At 61.0% G+C, this 19414-nt stretch carries 19 protein-coding genes; 10 read left to right on the forward strand and 9 right to left on the reverse strand.

Annotated elements, in window-relative coordinates:
• Nucleotides 1-185: 185 nt before the first annotated feature.
• Complete coding sequence (locus tag AC1D1B_RS03995; protein ID WP_477329548.1) at nt 186-1388, reverse strand: flavin-containing monooxygenase; 1203 nt, start codon at nt 1386-1388, stop codon at nt 186-188.
• A 118-nt stretch (nt 1389-1506) separates the two neighbouring features.
• Here AC1D1B_RS03995 and AC1D1B_RS04000 point away from each other — a divergent pair, with 118 nt between their 5' ends.
• The gene (locus AC1D1B_RS04000; RefSeq protein WP_477329550.1) at nt 1507-2538 is read left to right on the forward strand and encodes a phosphatidylglycerol lysyltransferase domain-containing protein; all 1032 of its coding nucleotides are present in this window, start codon (nt 1507-1509) and stop codon (nt 2536-2538) included.
• A gap of 191 nt (nt 2539-2729) precedes the next feature.
• Here AC1D1B_RS04000 and AC1D1B_RS04005 read toward each other — a convergent pair whose 3' ends face one another.
• Both AC1D1B_RS04005 and AC1D1B_RS04010 read right to left on the reverse strand, forming a co-directional pair.
• Nucleotides 2730-3491, reverse strand: a complete 762-nt coding sequence (locus tag AC1D1B_RS04005; RefSeq protein ID WP_477329552.1) for an ABC transporter permease — start codon at nt 3489-3491, stop codon at nt 2730-2732.
• Complete coding sequence (locus AC1D1B_RS04010) at nt 3488-4414, reverse strand: ABC transporter ATP-binding protein (protein WP_477329554.1); 927 nt, start codon at nt 4412-4414, stop codon at nt 3488-3490. Before AC1D1B_RS04010 ends, AC1D1B_RS04005 begins: the two co-directional genes overlap by 4 nt.
• Nucleotides 4415-4665: 251 nt before the next feature.
• On the opposite strand from AC1D1B_RS04010, the gene AC1D1B_RS04015 reads away from it, so the two are divergent.
• Nucleotides 4666-6027: a cytochrome ubiquinol oxidase subunit I gene (locus tag AC1D1B_RS04015; RefSeq protein WP_477329556.1), complete on the forward strand. Its 1362-nt coding sequence runs from the start codon at nt 4666-4668 to the stop codon at nt 6025-6027.
• A gap of 4 nt (nt 6028-6031) precedes the next feature.
• Nucleotides 6032-7036 carry a cytochrome d ubiquinol oxidase subunit II gene (locus AC1D1B_RS04020; protein ID WP_477329558.1) on the forward strand — a complete coding sequence of 335 codons (1005 nt, stop codon included), beginning with the start codon at nt 6032-6034 and terminating at the stop codon, nt 7034-7036.
• 183 nt (nt 7037-7219) lie between these two features.
• Here AC1D1B_RS04020 and msrA read toward each other — a convergent pair whose 3' ends face one another.
• The 3 genes from msrA to AC1D1B_RS04035 all read right to left on the reverse strand — a co-directional run bounded on the left by msrA (nt 7220) and on the right by AC1D1B_RS04035 (nt 9142).
• Nucleotides 7220-7951: a peptide-methionine (S)-S-oxide reductase MsrA gene (msrA, locus tag AC1D1B_RS04025; RefSeq protein ID WP_477329560.1), complete on the reverse strand. Its 732-nt coding sequence runs from the start codon at nt 7949-7951 to the stop codon at nt 7220-7222.
• A gap of 111 nt (nt 7952-8062) precedes the next feature.
• Nucleotides 8063-8359, reverse strand: coding sequence for a hypothetical protein (locus tag AC1D1B_RS04030; RefSeq protein ID WP_477329562.1), 297 nt, complete (start codon nt 8357-8359; stop codon nt 8063-8065).
• 81 nt (nt 8360-8440) lie between these two features.
• On the reverse strand, nt 8441-9142 hold the full coding sequence (locus AC1D1B_RS04035; protein WP_477329564.1) for a DUF1223 domain-containing protein: 702 nt from the start codon (nt 9140-9142) through the stop codon (nt 8441-8443).
• 362 nt (nt 9143-9504) lie between these two features.
• Between AC1D1B_RS04035 and lepA the strand changes: the two genes are divergently transcribed.
• Nucleotides 9505-11310: a translation elongation factor 4 gene (gene lepA / locus AC1D1B_RS04040; RefSeq protein ID WP_477267223.1), complete on the forward strand. Its 1806-nt coding sequence runs from the start codon at nt 9505-9507 to the stop codon at nt 11308-11310.
• A gap of 682 nt (nt 11311-11992) precedes the next feature.
• Complete coding sequence (locus AC1D1B_RS04045) at nt 11993-12136, forward strand: hypothetical protein (RefSeq protein WP_477329565.1); 144 nt, start codon at nt 11993-11995, stop codon at nt 12134-12136.
• Nucleotides 12137-12161: 25 nt separating this feature from the next.
• Here AC1D1B_RS04045 and AC1D1B_RS04050 read toward each other — a convergent pair whose 3' ends face one another.
• The 3 genes from AC1D1B_RS04050 to AC1D1B_RS04060 all read right to left on the reverse strand — a co-directional run bounded on the left by AC1D1B_RS04050 (nt 12162) and on the right by AC1D1B_RS04060 (nt 14268).
• Entirely contained in the window at nt 12162-12758 is a 597-nt protein-coding gene (locus AC1D1B_RS04050) for a hypothetical protein (RefSeq protein ID WP_477329567.1), read from the reverse strand.
• Between the two features lie 383 nt (nt 12759-13141).
• On the reverse strand, nt 13142-13357 hold the full coding sequence (locus AC1D1B_RS04055; RefSeq protein WP_477329569.1) for a hypothetical protein: 216 nt from the start codon (nt 13355-13357) through the stop codon (nt 13142-13144).
• A complete protein-coding gene (locus AC1D1B_RS04060; protein ID WP_477329571.1) occupies nt 13354-14268 on the reverse strand; it encodes an IS1595 family transposase in 915 nt (304 codons plus the stop codon). The genes AC1D1B_RS04055 and AC1D1B_RS04060 overlap by 4 nt, the downstream gene beginning before the upstream one ends.
• A 158-nt stretch (nt 14269-14426) precedes the next feature.
• Between AC1D1B_RS04060 and AC1D1B_RS04065 the strand changes: the two genes are divergently transcribed.
• From AC1D1B_RS04065 to AC1D1B_RS04085, 5 genes are all read left to right on the forward strand, one after another.
• A complete protein-coding gene (locus AC1D1B_RS04065; protein ID WP_477329573.1) occupies nt 14427-16271 on the forward strand; it encodes a hypothetical protein in 1845 nt (614 codons plus the stop codon).
• 85 nt (nt 16272-16356) lie between these two features.
• Complete coding sequence (locus AC1D1B_RS04070) at nt 16357-16872, forward strand: hypothetical protein (protein WP_477329575.1); 516 nt, start codon at nt 16357-16359, stop codon at nt 16870-16872.
• A 42-nt stretch (nt 16873-16914) separates the two neighbouring features.
• Nucleotides 16915-17661, forward strand: coding sequence for a hypothetical protein (locus AC1D1B_RS04075; protein WP_477329577.1), 747 nt, complete (start codon nt 16915-16917; stop codon nt 17659-17661).
• Between the two features lie 220 nt (nt 17662-17881).
• Nucleotides 17882-18229, forward strand: a complete 348-nt coding sequence (locus AC1D1B_RS04080) for a hypothetical protein (RefSeq protein WP_477329578.1) — start codon at nt 17882-17884, stop codon at nt 18227-18229.
• A 273-nt stretch (nt 18230-18502) separates the two neighbouring features.
• On the forward strand, nt 18503-19132 hold the full coding sequence (locus tag AC1D1B_RS04085; RefSeq protein ID WP_477329580.1) for a CDGSH iron-sulfur domain-containing protein: 630 nt from the start codon (nt 18503-18505) through the stop codon (nt 19130-19132).
• Nucleotides 19133-19414 lie beyond the last annotated feature (282 nt).

The following is a 19414-nucleotide window of genomic DNA, read 5'->3' on the forward strand; positions in this document are numbered from 1 at the left end:
TGAGTCCGCTAGTTATTCATTACATGTTATATAATAAGGCAAGAAAAGAGATCAAGAGCGTGCTTTGGAGATTGGCCGCAAGCATCTCAACGTCGTCATCCTTGGGCGAAGCAGGAGCGAAGCTCCGTCGCGGAGACCCAGGGATGACGAAGGGACGGGGTTGCCTCGGCCAATCGCCAAGGCCGCTACGACCCTCTGACGATCCGCCTGGCAATCGCTTCGGCCTGCAGGCCGGCGCTGTGGAAATAGCTGGTCAGGCTCGGTCGCATGCCGATGAACCACAGGCCGGGCTGGCCGCTCGGCGTGCCGCCATTGGCCTTGGGCACACCCTTGGCGTCGAGCACGCCGAGATCGCCCAGCATGGTTTCCAACCCGGTGCGATAGCCGGTCGCCGCGATCACCACATCCGGCGAGATCACAGTGCCGTCGTTTAAGCGCACGCCGCCGCCCTCGAAGGTCGCCACCGGCGCCACCACCGAAATCCGCCCGGCCTTCAGCGCGGCGACGGCGCCGTCGTCGACGGCAATGGCGATCTGCTCGACGCCGAGCCGGCTGGCGCCGCCTTTCGGCGCCGGCGGCAGGCCGAAACGGGTGAGGTCGCCGAACACCAGCCGTTGCATCGCGGCGATCATGGCGTCGGCAACCCGCGTCGGCAGTATCGCCATGAAGCCGCCGAAGCGCGCCACGGCAACCTTGCCGATCCGTTTGGGCATCAGCGATGGACCTTGCCTGGCCGACAGCCACACGGTTTTGGTGTCGGCGCGGGCGAGATGGTTGAGCACGTCGAAGCCGGAATTCCCGGCGCCGACCACCAGCACTTTTTTGCCCGCATAGTCCTCCGCTGTGCCGAAGTCGGCGGCGTGGATCAGTTTGCCCGAAAAGGAGGCCGTGCCCGGCCAGTCCGGCGTCCATGGCAAGCGGTCGCGGCCGGTGGCAACGATGACATTGGGGGCGCTGAGCGCTCCCTTACTGGTGTGGACAATCCAGCCGTCGCCGTTGCGCTCGATCCGCTCGACGGCGGTGCCGAATTCGACCCTTATGCCGCGGGCGCGGGCAAAATCCGAGAGATAGCCGACGATGACATCCTTGTTCGGAAAGGCAGCGGTGCGCGGCGGATAGGCAAGGCCGGGCAGCGCCGACAGCGCGCGATGCGTATTGAGGGTCAGCCTCTCGTGCCGCCGCCGCCACGGTTCGGCGATCCGCTGTTCCTTCTCCAGTACGACCGCCCGCAGGCCGTGCCTGCCAAGCGCGTCGGCGGCGGCCAGCCCGGCCGCTCCGGCGCCGATGACGATCACCGTCTCGCCAGGTCCTTTCGGCCCCGAGACGATAGAAATCGTTTCGCTTGTCGTTGCCGCCATTCGGTCGAGATTCCCTTTTAGGTGCGCCATGGGGACCGTCCTATATGGCACAGCGGCGATATGATCGATAATGAGGTCGCGTCAATGCGACTGATTCGAGGCCTTGGGGGCAGGCCTCTGTTTATCATCGGCACGCGGAAGCTCGACCATGCCCTCCTTGCGTATCTATTTCGACAGACTGCTGGAGGGCGCCGCAGCCAAGGTGCCGCGCCAGGATTTGACGCATGTCGAGCGGCTGGCGCTGGTCCGCCAGCACGGCGACTTCTCGCTCGCCTATTCGACCGCTGTGCAGCAAAAACTGTCCTATTTCGGCGACGCCGACGGCTACATCGCCTTCGGCACCAAGATGAAGCACCATTTCGCGCTCGGCGACCCGGTGGCCCATCCACCCGATCGGCCCGACTATATCAGGCGCTTTGTCGAAGCCGCCGACAGCCCGTGGTTCGTACAGATCGGCGAACCCACGGCGCGCGTGTTGTCCGGGCTCGGCTACAAGGTCAACCGTCTCGGCATCGACACGCGGCTGGAGCTTCCCGCGCACGACTTTTCCGGCAAGCGCAACGAAACCGTGCGCTATTCCGAACGCTGGCTGCTGAAGAAAGGCTTCTCCTTTGGCGAGGGAGCGGTCTATCTCGACGAGGTCCAGCGGCTGTCGCAGAACTGGCGGGCCGACCGCATCGTCAAGCGCTGGGAGATGGCCTTCCTCAACCGCCCCTTTGCCGATCATCTCGGCATCGATATGCGCCGCTTCGTGCTCTACAGCCCGGAAGGCGAGCTCATCGCCTTGCTCGATTTCGATCCGCTGTTCAGGGACGGCAAGGTGATCGGCTACACCACCTCGTTCAAGCGCAAGCACATCGATGCCTCGCCGCATGCCGAAATCGGCCTGACCAAATTCGCCGTCGACCGCTTTCGCAATGAAGGCATTTCCGTCGTCACGCTCGGCCTGTCGCCGATGCTCGACGTCGGGGCCAATGAGTTTGCCGAATCGAGCTTCTGGCGTAGCGCCTTCGAGCGCGCCTATGAATCGCCCTGGGTCAACCGCAGCAAATTCAACCTCAAGGGCCAAGCGGCGTTCAAGCGCCGCTTCCATGGCGTCGAGGAGCCGACCTACATCGCCTTCCGCAAGGGCACGCTGATCGAGATGCTGGGACTGCTGCGCCTGATCAAGGCGATCTAGCAAGATCCGTGGCGGCCAACGCGGCCGATCTGCCCTCAGCAAAACTGTAGATTTTGACCGACGGCGCCAAGCGACGCCGCCGGGCCAGCTATCATCGCTGGCACCCGACGATGAAGCGTTCGCAGGTAAGAGGCAGCGGCCGCATTACGAATGTGCCGTAGCTGTCCGCGTCGAGCTTTGCCGGCTACCGTTCAGTTGCGCAGCCGGTAGCCGGTCCGGAAGATCCAGCCGACGATGCAGATGCAGATGGCGAGGAACACCAGCGTCATGCCGAGGCTGACGGCGACCGAGACGTCGGACTTGCCATAAAAGCTCCAGCGGAAGCCGCTGATGAGGTAAACGACCGGATTGAACAGCGTCACCGTGCGCCAGGCCTCGGGCAGCATGTTGATCGAATAGAAGCTACCGCCGAGGAAGGTCAGCGGCGTGATGATCAACAGCGGCACCAGCTGCAACTGCTCGAAGCTTTTTGCCCAGATGCCGATGATGAAGCCGAACAGGCTGAAGGTCACCGCCGTCAGCACCAGGAAGGCGAGCATCCAGAACGGATGCTGGATGTGCAGCGGCACGAACAGCGAGGCCGTCGCCAGGATGATCAGGCCGAGGATGATCGACTTGGTTGCCGCGCCGCCGACATAGGCGATGACGATCTCCAGATAGGACACCGGCGCCGACAGAAGCTCGTAGATCGAGCCGACGAATTTCGGGAAATAGATGGCGAAGGAGGCGTTGGAGATCGACTGCGTCAACAGCGACAGCATGATCAGGCCGGGCACGATGAAGGCGCCGTAGCTGATGCCGTCGATCTCGGTGATGCGCGAGCCGATGGCCGAGCCGAAGACGACGAAATAGAGCGATGTCGAGATCACCGGCGAGACGATGCTCTGCAGCACGGTGCGGAACGCACGCGCCATCTCGACCCGGTAGATCGCCCAGACTGCGCGCCAGTTCATGGTTCTTGCCTCAGCAGATTGACGAAGATCTCCTCGAGCGAGCTGTTTTGCGTGTCCATGTCGCGGAACTGGATGCCGGCCGCCTCGAGCTCGCGCAGCAGTGAGGCGACGCCGGGGCGTTCGCTCTGATTGTCATAGGTGTAGGTCAGCTGTCCGCCATCGGGCGACAGCTCCAGCGCATAGTGCGAGAAAGCGTCGGGAATGGCCATCAGCGGCGTGCGCAACTCCACGATCAGCCGCTTGCGGCCGAGCTTGTGCATCAGCTCGGCCTTGCCCTCGACCAGGATGATCTCACCGCGGTTGATGACGCCGACACGATCGGCCATCGCCTCGGCCTCTTCAATGTAGTGCGTGGTAAGGATGATGGTGACGCCGTCGTCGCGCAAGCGGCGCACCATCGCCCACATGTCCTGGCGCAGCTCGACATCGACGCCGGCGGTCGGCTCGTCGAGGAACAGCACGCGCGGCTCGTGCGACAGCGCCTTGGCGATCATCAGCCGGCGCTTCATGCCGCCCGACAGCGTGATCGCCTTGGCGTCCTTCTTGTCCCACAGCGAGAGGTCGCGCAGCACTTTTTCGACGAAGCCCGGGTTGGGCGGCTTGCCGAACAGGCCGCGGCTGTAATTGACGGTCGTCCAGACCGTCTCGAAAGCATCGATGGTCAGTTCCTGCGGCACCAGCCCGATCAGGCTGCGCGCGGCACGATAGTCCCGGTTGATGTCATGGCCGTCGACCGTCACCGTTCCAGACGAACGGTTGACGATGCCGCAGACGATCGAGATCAGCGTCGTCTTGCCGGCGCCGTTCGGCCCCAGCAGCGCGAAGATCTCGCCGCGTTCGATGTCGAGATTGATTTCCTTCAGCGCCTTGAAGCCGGTGGCGTAGGTCTTGGTGACGCCGGAAATCGAAATGATGGAGGGCATGGGGCGGGAAACGACTGCCTGAAAGGGATTTTTATTGCGCTGAATGTCGGTGCGCACGGCCGGAAGTCAATGCCGCTGCTGACAAATGTGGACAAACGTTCCCTTTTCGCCGTTTCGCCAGGGCGTTGCCGGGGGCGCTGACGGTTTGGCCCAATCTGCTGCGACAACGCGCCCCGCGTGGCGCCACGCCGCTTTGACCGCGCCGCGTCCGCGGCCTATTCTTCGGCCAACAACAGCAGCCGGAGCCCGCCATGGACCCGCTCATCCTGTCGCGTATGCAGTTCGGGGCGAATATATCGTTCCACATCCTGTTTCCGACGATCACGATCGCGCTTGGCTGGGTGCTGCTGTTCTTCAAGCTCCGCTACAACGCCACCAATGATTCCGCCTGGATGCGCGCCTATTTCACCTGGGTGAAGGTGTTCGCGCTGTCCTTCGCCATGGGCGTGGTGTCGGGCGTCACCATGAGCTTCCAGTTCGGCACCAACTGGCCGGGCTACATGGAAAAGGTCGGCAACATTGCCGGGCCGCTGCTCGCCTACGAGATCCTCACCGCCTTCTTCCTCGAAGCGGCCTTCCTCGGCATCATGCTGTTCGGCTTCCGCCGCGTCTCCAACCGCGTCCACACGTTGGCCACGGTGCTGGTCGCCGGCGGCACCACGCTGTCCGCCTTCTGGATCATCGCGCTCAATTCCTGGATGCAGACGCCGGCCGGCTTCGAGATAATCGACGGCAAGGCGCATCCCGTCGACTGGTGGGCGATCGTCTTCAATCCGTCCATGCCTTACCGCCTCGTGCATATGCTGCTCGCCTCGGGGCTGACGGTGTCGTTCCTGATCGCCGGCCTGTCGGCACTGCGCTATCTCACTGGCGACCGTTCGGAATCGATGTGGAAGGCGCTGCGCACCGGCGTCTTCACCGCCGCCATCCTGATCCCGATCCAGATCCTTGCCGGCGACCAGCACGGGCTGAACACGCTGGAGCACCAGCCGCAGAAGATCGCCGCCATGGAGGCCAACTGGAACACCGGGCCCAACGTGCCGCTGGTGCTGTTTGCCTGGCCGGATGAGGCGGCGAAGGAAAACAAATTCGAGATCGCCATCCCCGACGGGGCCAGCCTGGTGCTCCGACACTCGACCAGCGGCATCGTGCCGGGGCTGAACGACTATCCCGGCCTCCATCCGCCGGTCCTTCCGTTGTTCTGGGGCTTTCGCATCATGGTCGGCACCGGCATTTTGATGCTCATCGTCTCATGGTCGGCCACCTTCTTCCTCAAGCGCCGCCACAGCCTGCCGAGGCCGCTGGCCATGCTGATGGTGCCGATGTCGCTATCCGGCTGGCTGGCCACACTTGCCGGCTGGTACACCACCGAGATCGGCCGCCAGCCCTGGCTGGTCACCGGCGTGTTGAAAACCGCGGACGCCGTCGGCCCGGTCGCCGGCAGCCATGTCGCGCTGACGCTGGCGATCTATCTCATCCTCTATGTGCTGTTGCTGATCGCCTATCTCGGCGTGTTGGTGCACCTGGCGCTGAAGGCGGCCAAGGACGGCGACACCTCGCCGCTGCCAGGCGTGATGAAGACGGCCATGTCGCAACCGGCTGCTGGGGAGTGAGACAATGACATTCGACTGGCCAACCGCGCTCCCCCTCATTTTCGCCGGCCTGATGGGCCTCGCCATCCTGATCTACGTCATCCTCGACGGTTTCGATCTCGGCATCGGCATCCTGTTCTCGGTCGCCGAAGATGCCGAGCAGGACACCATGATTGCGGCCATCGGGCCGTTCTGGGACGCTAACGAGACCTGGCTGGTGCTAGCCGTCGGCCTGCTGCTCGTCGCCTTCCCGATGGCGCATGGAGTCATCCTGACCGCGCTCTATCTGCCGGTCTTCGTGCTGCTCGTCGGCCTCATCCTGCGCGGCGTCGCCTTCGATTTCCGCGCCAAGGTGCCGGCCGGCAAGAAGCACCGCTGGAACCGCATTTTCTTCCTCGGTTCCATCATCGCCTCGCTGGCGCAAGGCTATATGCTCGGCGTCTATGTGCTCGGCCTCGATGTCGGCCTTGGCGGCATAGCCTTCGGTGCGCTGGTGGCGCTTTGCCTGTCGGCGGCCTATGCCGCGATGGGCGCCGCCTGGGTGATCTACAAGACCGAAGGGGAATTGCAGAAGAAGGCGGTGGCCTGGCTGCGCACGGCACTGGTGTTGACCGCGCTCGGCATGGCCGCGGTGTCGCTGGCCACGCCCTTCGCCAGCCCGCGCATCTTCGCCAAATGGTTCGTCTGGCCCGAAATGCTCTACCTGTCGCCGCTGCCGATCCTGTCGGCGCTGCTGTTCCTGTGGCTGTGGCGGCAGACCTTCCATCTGCCCAAGCCCGACGACCGCCATGCGCTGCGGCCGTTCCTGACGCTGGCCGCCATCTTCGCGCTCGGCTTTGCCGGGCTTGCGTGGTCGTTCTACCCGTTCGTGGTGCCCGACAAGCTGACCATCTGGCAGGCGGCGTCGGCGACGGAAAGCCTCGCCATCATCCTTGCCGGCACGGTGGTCGTGCTGCCGGTGATTATTTTCTATTCGTTCTATGCGTATCGCGTGTTTGGCGGGAAGGCGACGGATTTGACGTATGATTGAGGGTGAGGGCGTCTTTCTCCCCGTTTACGGGGAGAAATGCCCGGCAGGGCAATGAGGGGCAGCGCTACCCTATCAAGCAGAAACGTGTGGCCCGACGCCTCTCGATGCCGGCGCCGCCCCTCATCCGCCTGCCGGCACCTTCTCCCCGTATAGTGACGGGGAGAAGGCCCAGAACCGCGAGGCTCAGCTCTTGCTTGCCGTCAACACCAGCACCGGCTTGTCGCTATAAAGCGCCGGGAACAGCGACTTCAAATTCGCCACCTTGGGCAGGTCGTTGTAGACGATGTAGGGGTAGGTCGGGTTCAGCGTCAGGAAGTCCTGGTGATACTCTTCGGCAGGATAGAAGGTTTTCCCCGTCTCCAGCGTGGTGACGATAGGCTTGGCAAACACCTTGGCCTGATCGAGCTGGGCGATGTAGCTCTGGGCGATCTTCTGCTGCTCGCCATTTTCGGCAAAGATCGTCGAGCGGTACTGGGTGCCTGAGTCCGGGCCCTGGTAGTTCAGCTGCGTCGGGTTGTGGGCGACCGAGAAATAGACCTGCAGCAGCTGGCCGTAGGTCACCTTGGACGGATCGTAGGTGATCTCGACCGACTCGGCGTGACCGGTGCGGCCGCTGCCCACCGTTTCGTAGACGGCGTCATCCTTGGCGCCACCGGTGTAACCGGAGACGGCCTTGGTCACGCCCTTGACGTGCTGGAAGACGCCCTGCACGCCCCAGAAGCAGCCGCCGGCGAAGATCGCCTTTTCGCTGCCGCTGGCCGCTTTCTCGTCCATTGCGGGCGGCGGGATCACCACCGCGTCCTCGGCCGAACGTGCCGGGCTCTGCCAGAAGATGGCCGCGGCGGCGGTCAGCGCCAACGCCACAAGCGCGGTCTTTGTGAAGATCGGCGATCTCATCTTTGCAATGCCGGTCATGTCTGATCTCCTTGATGGTGGCGACGACTATACGACAGATCGTCCCGTCTGGTTTCTCAAATTGCCGTGCGCTGGCCCGGCCGCCGTACGGCCAGGCCATGGGCTCAAGCCTTATTGGGCCGGCGCCATCGCGTCCGCCGGCTTCATCGCATCCGTTGCGGGTTTCATCGCATCGGCCGGCTTCATGGCGTCGGTGGCGGGCTTCATCGCAGTCGTCGCCATCGGGTCGACGGGCTTCATGGCATCGGTCGCCGGCTTCATGGCGTCCGCAGGCTTCATAGCGTCCGCCGGCTTCATCGCCTCGGTGGCCATCGGATCGGCCGGCTTCATGGCGTCTTCGGCGCGGGCGCCGGCGGCGAAGGCGGTCATCGAAAGCGCAAAGGCGAGCGCGCTCAGGGTCTTGGTCATGGTGGTATTTCCTCTTGAAGAGGGCGCGCGGATGCGAGCCCGGTTATGCCGCTGTTTGCGGCGTTGGGTGAAAAAGAAAAGTCAGTTGGCAGCCGCGGCCAAGATCGGCCCGCCGCCGGGTGACTGCACCAGCACCGCGGTGCTGAGGCCGCCGGAGGCTGCCGGCAGTGGCAGCGAGGTGGCGTCGCCGCTCCAGCTGCCGAGTTTCTCCAGCGAGTGCACGACATTGGCATGCGGCAGCGTGCGCCCGGTGTTCTCGCCGCGCGCCACCGGCACCTCGATGACGCCCTTGTTGTAGCGAACCAGCCAGACATCGGCCTTGCCGCCCGGCGCGGAACCGGCGCCGATGCTGATCTTGCCGCCATCGAGCGACAGCGACGGACCTAATGCGTGGCCGCTCGAGGAGATCAGCTGCTCGATCTCGCCGGGTGCGGCGCCGACCGCATCGGCACCGCCATTGACCACGACCTGCGGCGTGAACGGGCCGGAACGGCCGAGCGACGGCTCATAGCGCACCTGGCGCTGCGTGAATTCCTCGCGGCCGAACGTGTCCTTCCAGCCGAGATAGTCCCAGTAGGTAACGTTGAACGACAGCGCCAGAACGTTGGGCTGGTCCTTGACCTTGATCAGATTGGCATTGGCCGGCGGGCAGGACGAGCAGCCCTGGCTGGTGAACAATTCGACCACGGTCAGCGGCTGGGCGAAGGCGGTGCCGCCAAGCATCATCAGCGCCGCACCTGCGGCTGCCAGCATCGCGCTGCGTTTTGGGTTAAATCCAGTCATCGGGGGTCTCCGTTGCGGCGGCCGTCGCCGGCCATATCCCCACTTCGCCCGGCTAAGCGGCTTCGTTACAGCGCTCACCGGTTTGTGATTGAGGGAAGGCAGGCGGGACAGCGCCCCCCTCTGTCCTGCCGGACATCTCCCCCTCCAGGGGGGAGATTGGCAGTTTCCTCGACGGCGCTTTTCCTGCGGCATAGAAGATTGGCGAAAGCGACTGAGCGATTGATCTCCCCACTTGAGGGGGAGATGGCCGGCAGGCCAGAGGGGGGTGTGCAGGATCGCGGCGTATGAGTTCCACGCGACCGCGTGGCAGCGCCCACCACCCCCGCTTGCCCCTGCTTACAGCCCCTGCTAAAGCGCGCGCCATGAGCACGCCTCTCGACCACATCCGCAATTTCTCCATCGTCGCCCATATCGACCATGGCAAATCCACGCTTGCCGACCGGCTGATCCAGTCCACCGGTGGGCTGGAGCTGCGCGACATGAAGGAGCAGGTGCTGGACTCGATGGACATCGAGCGCGAGCGCGGCATCACCATCAAGGCGCAGACGGTGCGGCTGAAATACCGCGCCAACAATGGCGAGGACTATATCCTCAACCTCATCGACACGCCCGGACACGTCGACTTCGCCTATGAAGTGTCGCGTTCGCTCGCCGCCTGCGAAGGCTCGCTGCTGGTCGTCGATGCCTCGCAGGGTGTCGAGGCGCAGACGCTGGCCAATGTCTACCAGGCCATCGACAACAACCACGAGATCGTCGTGGTGCTGAACAAGGTCGACCTGCCGGCCGCCGAGCCCGAGCGCATCCGCGAGCAGGTCGAGGAGGTGATCGGCATCGACGCCTCTAACGCCGTGCTGATCTCGGCCAAGACCGGGCTTGGCATTCCCGATGTGCTGGAAGCCATCGTCCACCAATTGCCGCCGCCGCGCGAAGGCGACGCCACCGCCCCGCTCAAAGCCATGCTGGTCGACAGCTGGTACGACGCCTATCTCGGCGTCATCGTGCTGGTGCGTATCATCGACGGCGTGCTGAAAAAGGGCCAGACCATCCGCATGATGGGCACCGGCGCCAAATACCTGGTCGAGCGCACCGGTGTCTTCACGCCCGCCCGCATCAATGTCGACGAGCTCGGCCCCGGCGAGTTCGGCTTCTTCACCGGCTCGATCAAGGAAGTGGCCGACACACGCGTCGGCGACACCATCACCGAGGACAAGCGTGCCACCAAGCAGGCGCTGCCCGGCTTCAAGCCGGCGCAGCCGGTGGTGTTCTGCGGCCTGTTCCCGGTCGACGCCGCCGATTTCGAGGATCTGCGCGCCGCGGTCGGCAGGTTGCGCCTCAACGACGCCTCGTTCTCCTATGAAATGGAAAGCAGTGCCGCGCTCGGCTTCGGCTATCGCTGCGGATTCCTTGGCTTGCTTCATCTGGAAATCATCCAGGAGCGGCTGGAGCGCGAGTTCAACCTCGACCTGATCGCCACGGCGCCGAGCGTCGTCTACCGGCTGCTGCTCAACGATGGCTCGATGAAGGAACTGCACAACCCGGCCGACATGCCCGACGTGGTCAAGATCTCGGCCATCGAGGAGCCATGGATCCGCGCCACCATCCTGACCCCCGACGACTATCTCGGCGGCATTCTAAAACTCTGCCAGGACCGGCGCGGCATCCAGGCCGACCTGTCCTATGTCGGCAAGCGCGCCATGCTGACCTACGACCTGCCGCTCAACGAGGTCGTCTTCGATTTCTATGACCGGCTGAAGTCGATCTCCAAGGGCTACGCATCCTTCGACTATCATCTGACCGACTATCGCGAGGGCGACCTGGTAAAAATGTCGATCCTGGTCAACGAGGAGCCTGTCGACGCGCTATCGATGCTGGTCCACCGCACGGCGGCGGAAAAGCGCGGCCGGCAGATGGTCGAGAAGCTGAAAGAGCTGATCCCGCACCACCTGTTCAAGATCCCGGTCCAGGCCGCGATCGGCGGCAAGGTCATCGCCCGCGAAACCATCTCGGCGCTGCGCAAGGACGTGACCGCCAAGTGTTACGGCGGCGACGTCTCGCGCAAGCGCAAGCTGCTGGACAAGCAGAAAGAGGGCAAAAAGCGGATGCGGCAGTTTGGGAAGGTGGATATTCCGCAGGAGGCGTTTATCCAAGCCTTGAAGATGGGGGATTGAGAAGCGCTGCCGCGAGATGCATAGTTCCCGCGTAAGTCATTTCCAGCTTGCGTGAAGAAGCAAAATTCGACCAGCTCTCCACTAGCAAAAACGGAAAAAACGAATACGTCACAGATAAACTGGAGTGGTGGAAGGATGAGTGATGATCGGGATGCCTTGGCTGCGCTCACCGAAGGCCTATCATCTTCCTTTCCCCTCCTGTTTGTTGGTTCGGGTTTCTCAGCAAACGCGCTAGACAAAAACAAAGATCCACTGCCAACGGGACGAGCCTTGGTAAGGCTGCTTCATGAGCGGCTAAAAATGCCTATCAAGTACGAACTGGATACAATATCTAGAGAGTATATACATCAGATTGGCGAGCTAGATCTATTCGACCTTCTAAATGCGAAGTTAACTCCTGACTATATACCGGCCTATATCGAGGATATAGCGGCTTTTCGTTGGAAACGAATATACACGACAAACTACGATAGCGTAGTCGAAATTTCGAGGTTGAGACGAAAGGTAGCTTCGCACCCGATAGACTGCACCGCATCTCGATATCTGCCAGAAAAAAACAACACAACGTCGGTTGTGCATATCAACGGTATTTTGGACGGCGTAGATTTTCCCGATTTCGCTTGGGACCTATATACGTGTCTGACCCATTGACGATTTTCGGTCAGTCCGGTAGCTTCCAGACATGGGCGACAAGTTCATCAACATCGTTTTCTTTGTCGTGATGGTCGTCGGGATCGCGCTGTTCTTAGGCACGCGCCCATCTGGCCACAGTTCGCAAAGTGGCGATTGCGAATGGAATGCGCGCACCGGCACCAGCGGATGTTAGAACGACTGGGAAAGCGCAGTTGCGCCTAGATCAGGTCTTGGACTGCTTTCCGCTCCTTGTCATCATCATCGTCACGGTGGCTGTCGATAAGCATTCTCGCCAACTCAGGCTGCCGCTGCGCTGCCTCCGCAAGAGCGCCCATCAAGTGGTTCGGGTTGTAGCCTTCCGGTTCATACGGGACCTCGCATAGCCAATACCCGCCAGTCTTGAGGCGCGCAACGCGGTCCCTCATCCGCCACAACATAGTGGACAGGACCATTTCCGGGTCAGTCCCTTCGATGGTGAAACCCCGCTCAATAAGTGTCTTGAATAGGTCTGACCGGCCAACCGGAGTGCCGCGTTCGGAAATGATGCGTCGGGTTTCTTCCGCGACATCTTCCTTTTTGGAATTGCGAATCGCTTTTTTCTTTACCGGTGATGGTGCCGGTTTGTTCTGCTCAACAGGCGCGCTTTCCACAGGAATCACAGGCTCGCCCGAGGCGAACGCGTTCCACTGGTCAATGAATTGGTCGGCCATGGCTCTGCGGTCATGCCAGCCGCGCAATTCGGCTTCGAGCCGTGTAATCTCTGAAAGGGCCTTTGCTTTCAGCGCCTTAGCGTTTTCGAGTGCTGCGTCTGACATGCTAAATCTCCCGTGAGTGGCAACATTACGCCGGGGAGAAGCCCATTTCAAGCCACATTCACGGGGGCTGTACAGCCGCGAGGATTCAGATTAATGATTTCTTGCGCTACCCGGTAACGCAAACGACCCAGGTGTATCAGACCTGGGTCGCGGAGTTGCCGGCATCTCTCGGGCTTCGGATAGTGCTACCCCGAGAGCGAAGGCAATTGGTGATTGTTTTGCCAGTATTTCGTACACTGATTTGCCGGAGAGCGCAACTGGCACGCCCCAGTAAGGGAGGTCCCAATGACCTTCTTCGCGAAAGCTTGCCACTGGGTCAACGCGTATACGCGCCTCCGTTTCGGACGGCTCGAACACGTGTCTGGCCATTGGCGCTGCTGCGGCTAAGAGCCGTTTGTGGTCCCTGTCCTGCTTGACGGCGTAGCCTTCCGGCGGGTCTTGGTCGTCGGGGCGTCTTGCCCCGGCGGCTTCTTAGCCTTCGACCTCTCGACGCTCTCTGCAACCTCGCCGGGCTTGGTCCCCACGAACCGCTTAAGCGCTTCGCCGAAATCCATATCCAGTTTCAGCGGCGGTTCGAGCTTGCGCTTGTCGTCCGTCACGAAATCAATTCCTTGTAGCGAAGCCGACCCTCAACGCACGTGAACATGTCGTTCATGCGCGGGCCTACGGTCATGTCGCGGCGGTTATACCGCCATGTCATTTCATCCACGTACTTGTTCAAGTGCTTCGGCGAAACCCAGTGGTGAATGCCGACGATCTGGCGCTTCAACAGGGCCCACACCGCTTCGATGGAATTGGTATGGATGGTTTGGTGGCGGACGTATTCGCCTTGCGAGTGGTTGACAGTGTGGTGGAAGTAGGCGCCGGACAGGCCGATGAATGCCCGATCTTCGTCCGTCATGACCGCTGACCCCGGCGCGACATTTCCGCGGACTTCGCTCTGAATTACGCGCGCCGTGCTGTTCGGCACGTGCTTGGTCCGAAGCTCGCCATCGCGCTCGATGATGCCGAGCACGATTTCCTTGCCAGCGCCGCCCTGTGTGCCGCCCTTGCGGTCGGCGGCATGCTTGTTCTTCTCTTTGCCGCCCACGTAGGTGGTGTCGCTTTCGATAGTGCCTTTGAGCGGCGCGTTGAACGAATTGGTGCGCGCGGCGTGCCGCAGGCGATGAAGGACGAACCAAGCCGTTTTCTGCGTGATTTTCAGATCCTTGGCCAGCGTGGTGCTGGCAACGCCTTTCGGATGGTTGGTGATCAGCCAGATGGCCATGAACCACTTGCGCAGCGGCAGTTTCGTGTCCTCGAAGATGGTGCCGACCTTGATGGAAAACCGCTTGCGGCAGGAGCCGCACTTGAACGTCTTGCGGTCGCTGAAATGATAGATACGACCGTCGCCGCAAAGGGGGCAAAACTCGCCATCCTGCCAGCGGATCGCCTTGAGCTGTTCGATGCATGTCTGTTCGTCGGGGAACGTGGACATCAAGTCAAAGAGGCTGTCGATATGGGCGATCACGGCGCGAACTCCGGTTGCCCTTTCTATATAGGCCGCTTTTCAGTTTGGGTCAAGCACGTATATAGGTCCCTTTCGCTTCGCGCATTAAACTTACCAAGGCCAGTTATTTAACAAACACATTTATCGAATCGCCATGGTACTGGAAGTTCAAAACCGATTTGTCGATCGCCGGTTGCGCCGTAATAATAGGTTACAGCGTATACGACATTGATATTGCACGAATATTGTATTCTGATCCCGTTTTGAAATCGAGACTATTCTTTATTGAGGTCGACGACATCGACCCTGTACTGAAGCGAGAACTCGAGCAATACGGAACAGTGTTAAGTATCGGAGTTGAGCAGTTTGCCGAGATTGTCCTGCGGGCTAAGCATACGGATCGGACTGCAAAAGAATTAATTTCCTTCACATTGGAATCGATACCGACCGAATCTCGCCGGCCGACCAGTGATGACGTTCTAAAATTGCTTTTGTACGGCGGCATAGATGACATTGCTCTATTGGGGCAAGGAGTCCAGGGGACTCCCTATGTGGTGCGTCGAGAGGTTGAGGAAGCGATATTGGACCGACTCTCGAATGGTCCCTCACGGATTTTGCTTCACTCAGATTTAGGTAACGGCAAGTCAGTGCTATCAGAATCGCTCAAAATGCGACTCCTCCAGGCGGGTCGCACGGTTCTTCATGTAAACGCCTCTGATGAGACACTTGGCCAAGATTTGGCGATTGTGTCGCGTCGTTTCGTTGATCCGATTTTCTTTGTCGATGACGTTTTCCGGTTTTCCGAAACTGTCAAAGTGATCCTGTCTGAGATTCCCAACGCTTCCATTGTCGCCATGACGCGCTCATCGATATATGAGTTGAGATCATACAGAGTGGCGGAGATTCTTGGCGAGAGTTACACAGAGTATGACGTTAACAAGTTATCCAGACGTGACATATCTGCTTTTGTCAAAGTTATTGATGACAACGGTCTTTGGGCAGAGTTTTCAAACAAAAACCAAGGAGATAAGGAGAACTACGTATATAGTGAATGCAAGGCGGAAATTAGGAATTTGCTTGTTTCTCTCTTCCAGTCGCCGTCCATACGCGACAAGATCATCAGGGCGTTTAACGCGCAACCAAGTAGCGAGGCTCTCCGGATAGTTTGTATAACGCTTTTCCTGGATATTGCAGGGTTCCGCCCGGATATAATGCTCGTAGGGCAACTGTCGGGGATCGATGTTTTCACGAAAAGAGAGCTGATTAACAATCAATTTTCGATGGAGGTAATAGAGCGGCGCCATGGTAATATTAGGCTAAAGTCATCAATTTTTGGTGAGTATGTGCTGCAGCACGTGGTGGATGTCGATTATGTGGTCGATTTGATAATAGACGTTGTGAAGAAGTGTGAAACCGCCGGTAAGAATAGGCTATTTTTCGACCTTCAAAAGGAACTTATCAGATTTAGTTTTATTGATAGGATTTTTGCTCGTAGAAAAATGGGAGACAAGTATAAGGTTATATATGATCGCCTGAAAGAGCTTCCGTCGATGGCAAGAAACCCATTGTTCTGGTTGCAATTTGCTATTTCTAGACTTGAGGACGGTAACTATCCTGCCTGTGAGATTCATTTCAGAACTGCCTATAGTCACGCGAATAGGAAGGCATATTTTGACACATTTCAAATCGACAATCACTACGCCCGTTTTCTTTTGGAAAGCAGGACTAAGGATATGTCTTATCGTGACGACTTTAAGGTTTTCCTAGATGCGCACGCTCTTCTCATAAAGCAGGCGGTAAAAGAGGAGGACGCGTACTATCCATTCAGGGTCGCATCCGGGTACCTGCCATTTTACATAGCACGAGGAACCAATTATGACGCAAACCAGAAAAACGTCATAAGAAAAAGCGCTGAGGAAGTGATATCTCGGGCAAAACTTATACCACGAAGTACCAAGAAACATCATCACGTGGAACAATGTCTTGCCAATTTCGGTGAGTTGCTAAGGATGTTGGGGCAGTAAGACGGGGACGGGCCTCCTTTCGGGGTCGCTATTGAACAACGTCCCCACTGAAGTGTCCCTGTGTCGGCTTCGGGGGGAGATATCGATGCGTTCCAGTCCTTCAGACACCGCCGCCGCGATTGGCCTCGCCATCGGCGGCGCCTTCGGCCTGGCCGGCACCTTTGTTTCCAGCGCTCCACTCCGCGAAACGCTGTGGGCGATCGACGGCGTGGCGCTCGTGGTGGCCACCGCGCTGCTGACCATGAAATACCAGCGGCTGGGCAATGATAGCGTGGCCGCGGGCTTCCTCACCTTCCTCGCCGGCGAGAGCCTGCTTCTGGCCGGCAATGCGGCGGGGCTGGAGGCCAGCGTGCCCTCCTATGTCGGCGGCATCTCGCTGTGGGCGGCAGGGCTCGTCCTGATCGGCGCGGCGAACACCTTTGCGCTGTGGATGCGGCTCACCGGCCTCATCGCCGCCATCTTGTTTGTCGTGACGGTGGCCATGGTGCTGTGGGGAGCGCCCTTGCTGCCGACCTCGGCGCCGTTGCCCGCCGCCGGCTATCCGTTCCTGGTGCTGACTTTCGTCGGCTGGATCTGGACACTTGTCTGGCCCCGGCAGTAAGCAGGGGGGGCATGCAGAAATGACAGGGCGGGGGATCTCGATTTGCGCAAATATGTCTTGCCGTTCCTCAGCTTCTGCCTCGACTACGCCTGGGTGAACGCGGCGGTCGTTCTGGCCGACCGGTTGCTTCCCGATGTTGGCGAGGCCGTTCTCGGTCAGCCGATGTCATGGTCGGTCCGTCAGCTCGTTTCGCTGGCTTTGGTCGCTCTTGTGCGGCTGGCGCACGCCTCGGTAGGCGAATGGCTGCTGTCCTACCCGCTCAACGAGCAACCGGAGGGCCAGCGGCAATGGGCCAATGTGCTGCTCGGCACGCTCGGTGTGCTCTCCGGCATCTGGTATGCGCTGCACCTGACCGAAGGCGATGACGGCATGCCGTTCCTGTTCATGGTCGAGCAGACGCCGCTGAAGATTGCGGCGGTCGCGCTCTACAGCGCCGTCTGCAGCTGGTGTGGCGCCATGCTGCTGCGGTTCACGCCAAGGGCGAAGTTTTACAACGCCCTGCTGTTCATCTCGTTCATCCCATTGACGTTGATAAACCAGATGTTCTCGCATGACGCGCTGATCGCCTCGATGGTGGCCCGCGCCGCCAGGGAGGGCCGCACCTTCCCGCTGGAAAAGGCGGAGGCCTATGCCCGCCTGGGGGTCTACTACGCCGTCGTGCTGGTCGCCGTGATGCTGACGGTGCTGTATTTCTGCCGCGAGCGGCCGGCTGACGAAGGCGCGCCGGATCGCAGGTTGACGCACTCGACCTCATGCTGCGATCCGGCGGCTGGGAAGGTAGGGCACTAATCTCCCCCCTCGAGGGGGAGATGTCGCCGCAGGCGACAGAGGGGGTCGCCGCGCGTCAAGCGCTAGCCTTCATCTGCCGCAACAGGGTTGAGCCCGGTCGGACCGACCCCCTCTGGCCTGCCGGCCATCTCCCCCTCGAGGGGGGAGATTAACGCTCCGCCGCCTCGCGTCGCTTCTCCGCTCATGCTCTAGTCCCCTCTCCGATTCGGAAACCACCGCCATGCTCCGCCTCACCCTTGCCGCCCTTCTCATCGCCACCCCGGCGCATGCCGCCGATATGGCGTTCTTCGTCAAGAACCTGCGCAGCCAGGCGGTGGCGGTGGAGCTGTTCAGCCGTGACCGCAAGATGTCGTGGCCGGGCGGCGATCAGGTGTTTTTGATCGAACCCAACTCGCAGAAATCGGTGCCGATCTCGTGCTCCCTGGGTGAAAACATCTGCTATGGCGCCTGGGTGAACGGCAATGACGCGATTTCGGCCGGGGTGGGTCCGGACAATGACCAGCCTTGCGATACGTGCTGCTTCATCTGCGTGGAGAAGACGACGGAGACGATCGATCTGGTGGAGTAGCGGGGCGCCGAAGCTGCTGATCTCCCCCCTCGTGGGGGAGATGCCTGGCAAGGCAGAGGGGGGCGCTGTCCCGCCGGCTTCTCATCCTGCAGCTCAAGTCATTTCGATTTCAGGCTTTGTTGATCCGATACGCTGGCGATCCTTCGCGCCCCCCTCTGGCCTGCCGGCCATCTCCCCCACGAGGGGGGAGATCACCTCTCCMCCCTCCCTGCCAGCTTGACGCCCTTGCCGCCACCGCCCTAGCCTCTTGTCACCCACCACGAGGAGAGCTCCATGGCAGGCACGGTCGAAGGCGAGAAGATCGACGTTTCTTTCAACGGCAAGCGCTGCATCCATTCGCGCAATTGCGTGCTCGGCAACCCGCATGTCTTCGTGCCCAATGCGCCCGGCGAATGGATCCACCCCGGGGCGGCGAGCGTCGAGCAAGTGGTGACGCTGGCCGAAAACTGTCCGTCCGGCGCCATCGGCTATCTGAGGAAGGATGGCGGGCCGCAGGAGAAGCCGCCGGTGGTCAACACCGTGCGGCTGCGCGAGAACGGGCCGCTGGCTGTCCATGCCGAGATCGTGCTCGGCGGCGAGACCTTCTTTCGCGCCACGCTCTGCCGCTGCGGCGCCTCGCAGAACAAGCCGTTCTGCGACAACAGCCACATCAAGGCCGGCTTCAAAGCCACCGGCGAGCCGCCGCTGAAGGACGCGCCGGCGACGCTGGACGCGCGCAACGGCCCGCTGATCATAACGCCCACCACCAACGGGCCATTGAAGGTCGAAGGCAATGCCGAGATCGTCACCGGCACCGGCCACACGATCGACCGCACCACCCGCGCCTTTCTCTGCCGCTGCGGCCACTCCGCCAACAAGCCGTTTTGCGACGGCAGCCACAAGAGAGTGGGGTTTGTGGGGTAGACGAGTGAGGCGCCGAAGCTGCTGATCTCCCCCCTCGTGGGGGTTGAGGAGTGGTCCGCGCAGCGGACGGGAAGCCAATTGCTTGGCTTTCCGAGCGACGAACGCCTGGCAAGGCAGAGGGGGCGCTGTCCCGCCAACCCTCAATCCTGCAGCCCAAGCCTTTTCGATTTCAGGCTTTGTTGATCCGACACGCCGGCGATCCTTCGCGCCCCCCTCTGCCTTGCCGGACATCTCCCCCACGAGGGGGGAGATCAGCAGCTCCGCTGCCGGCCCACCTCCGCC

The sequence above is a fragment of the Mesorhizobium sp. P2_C5_2 genome (assembly GCF_056404535.1).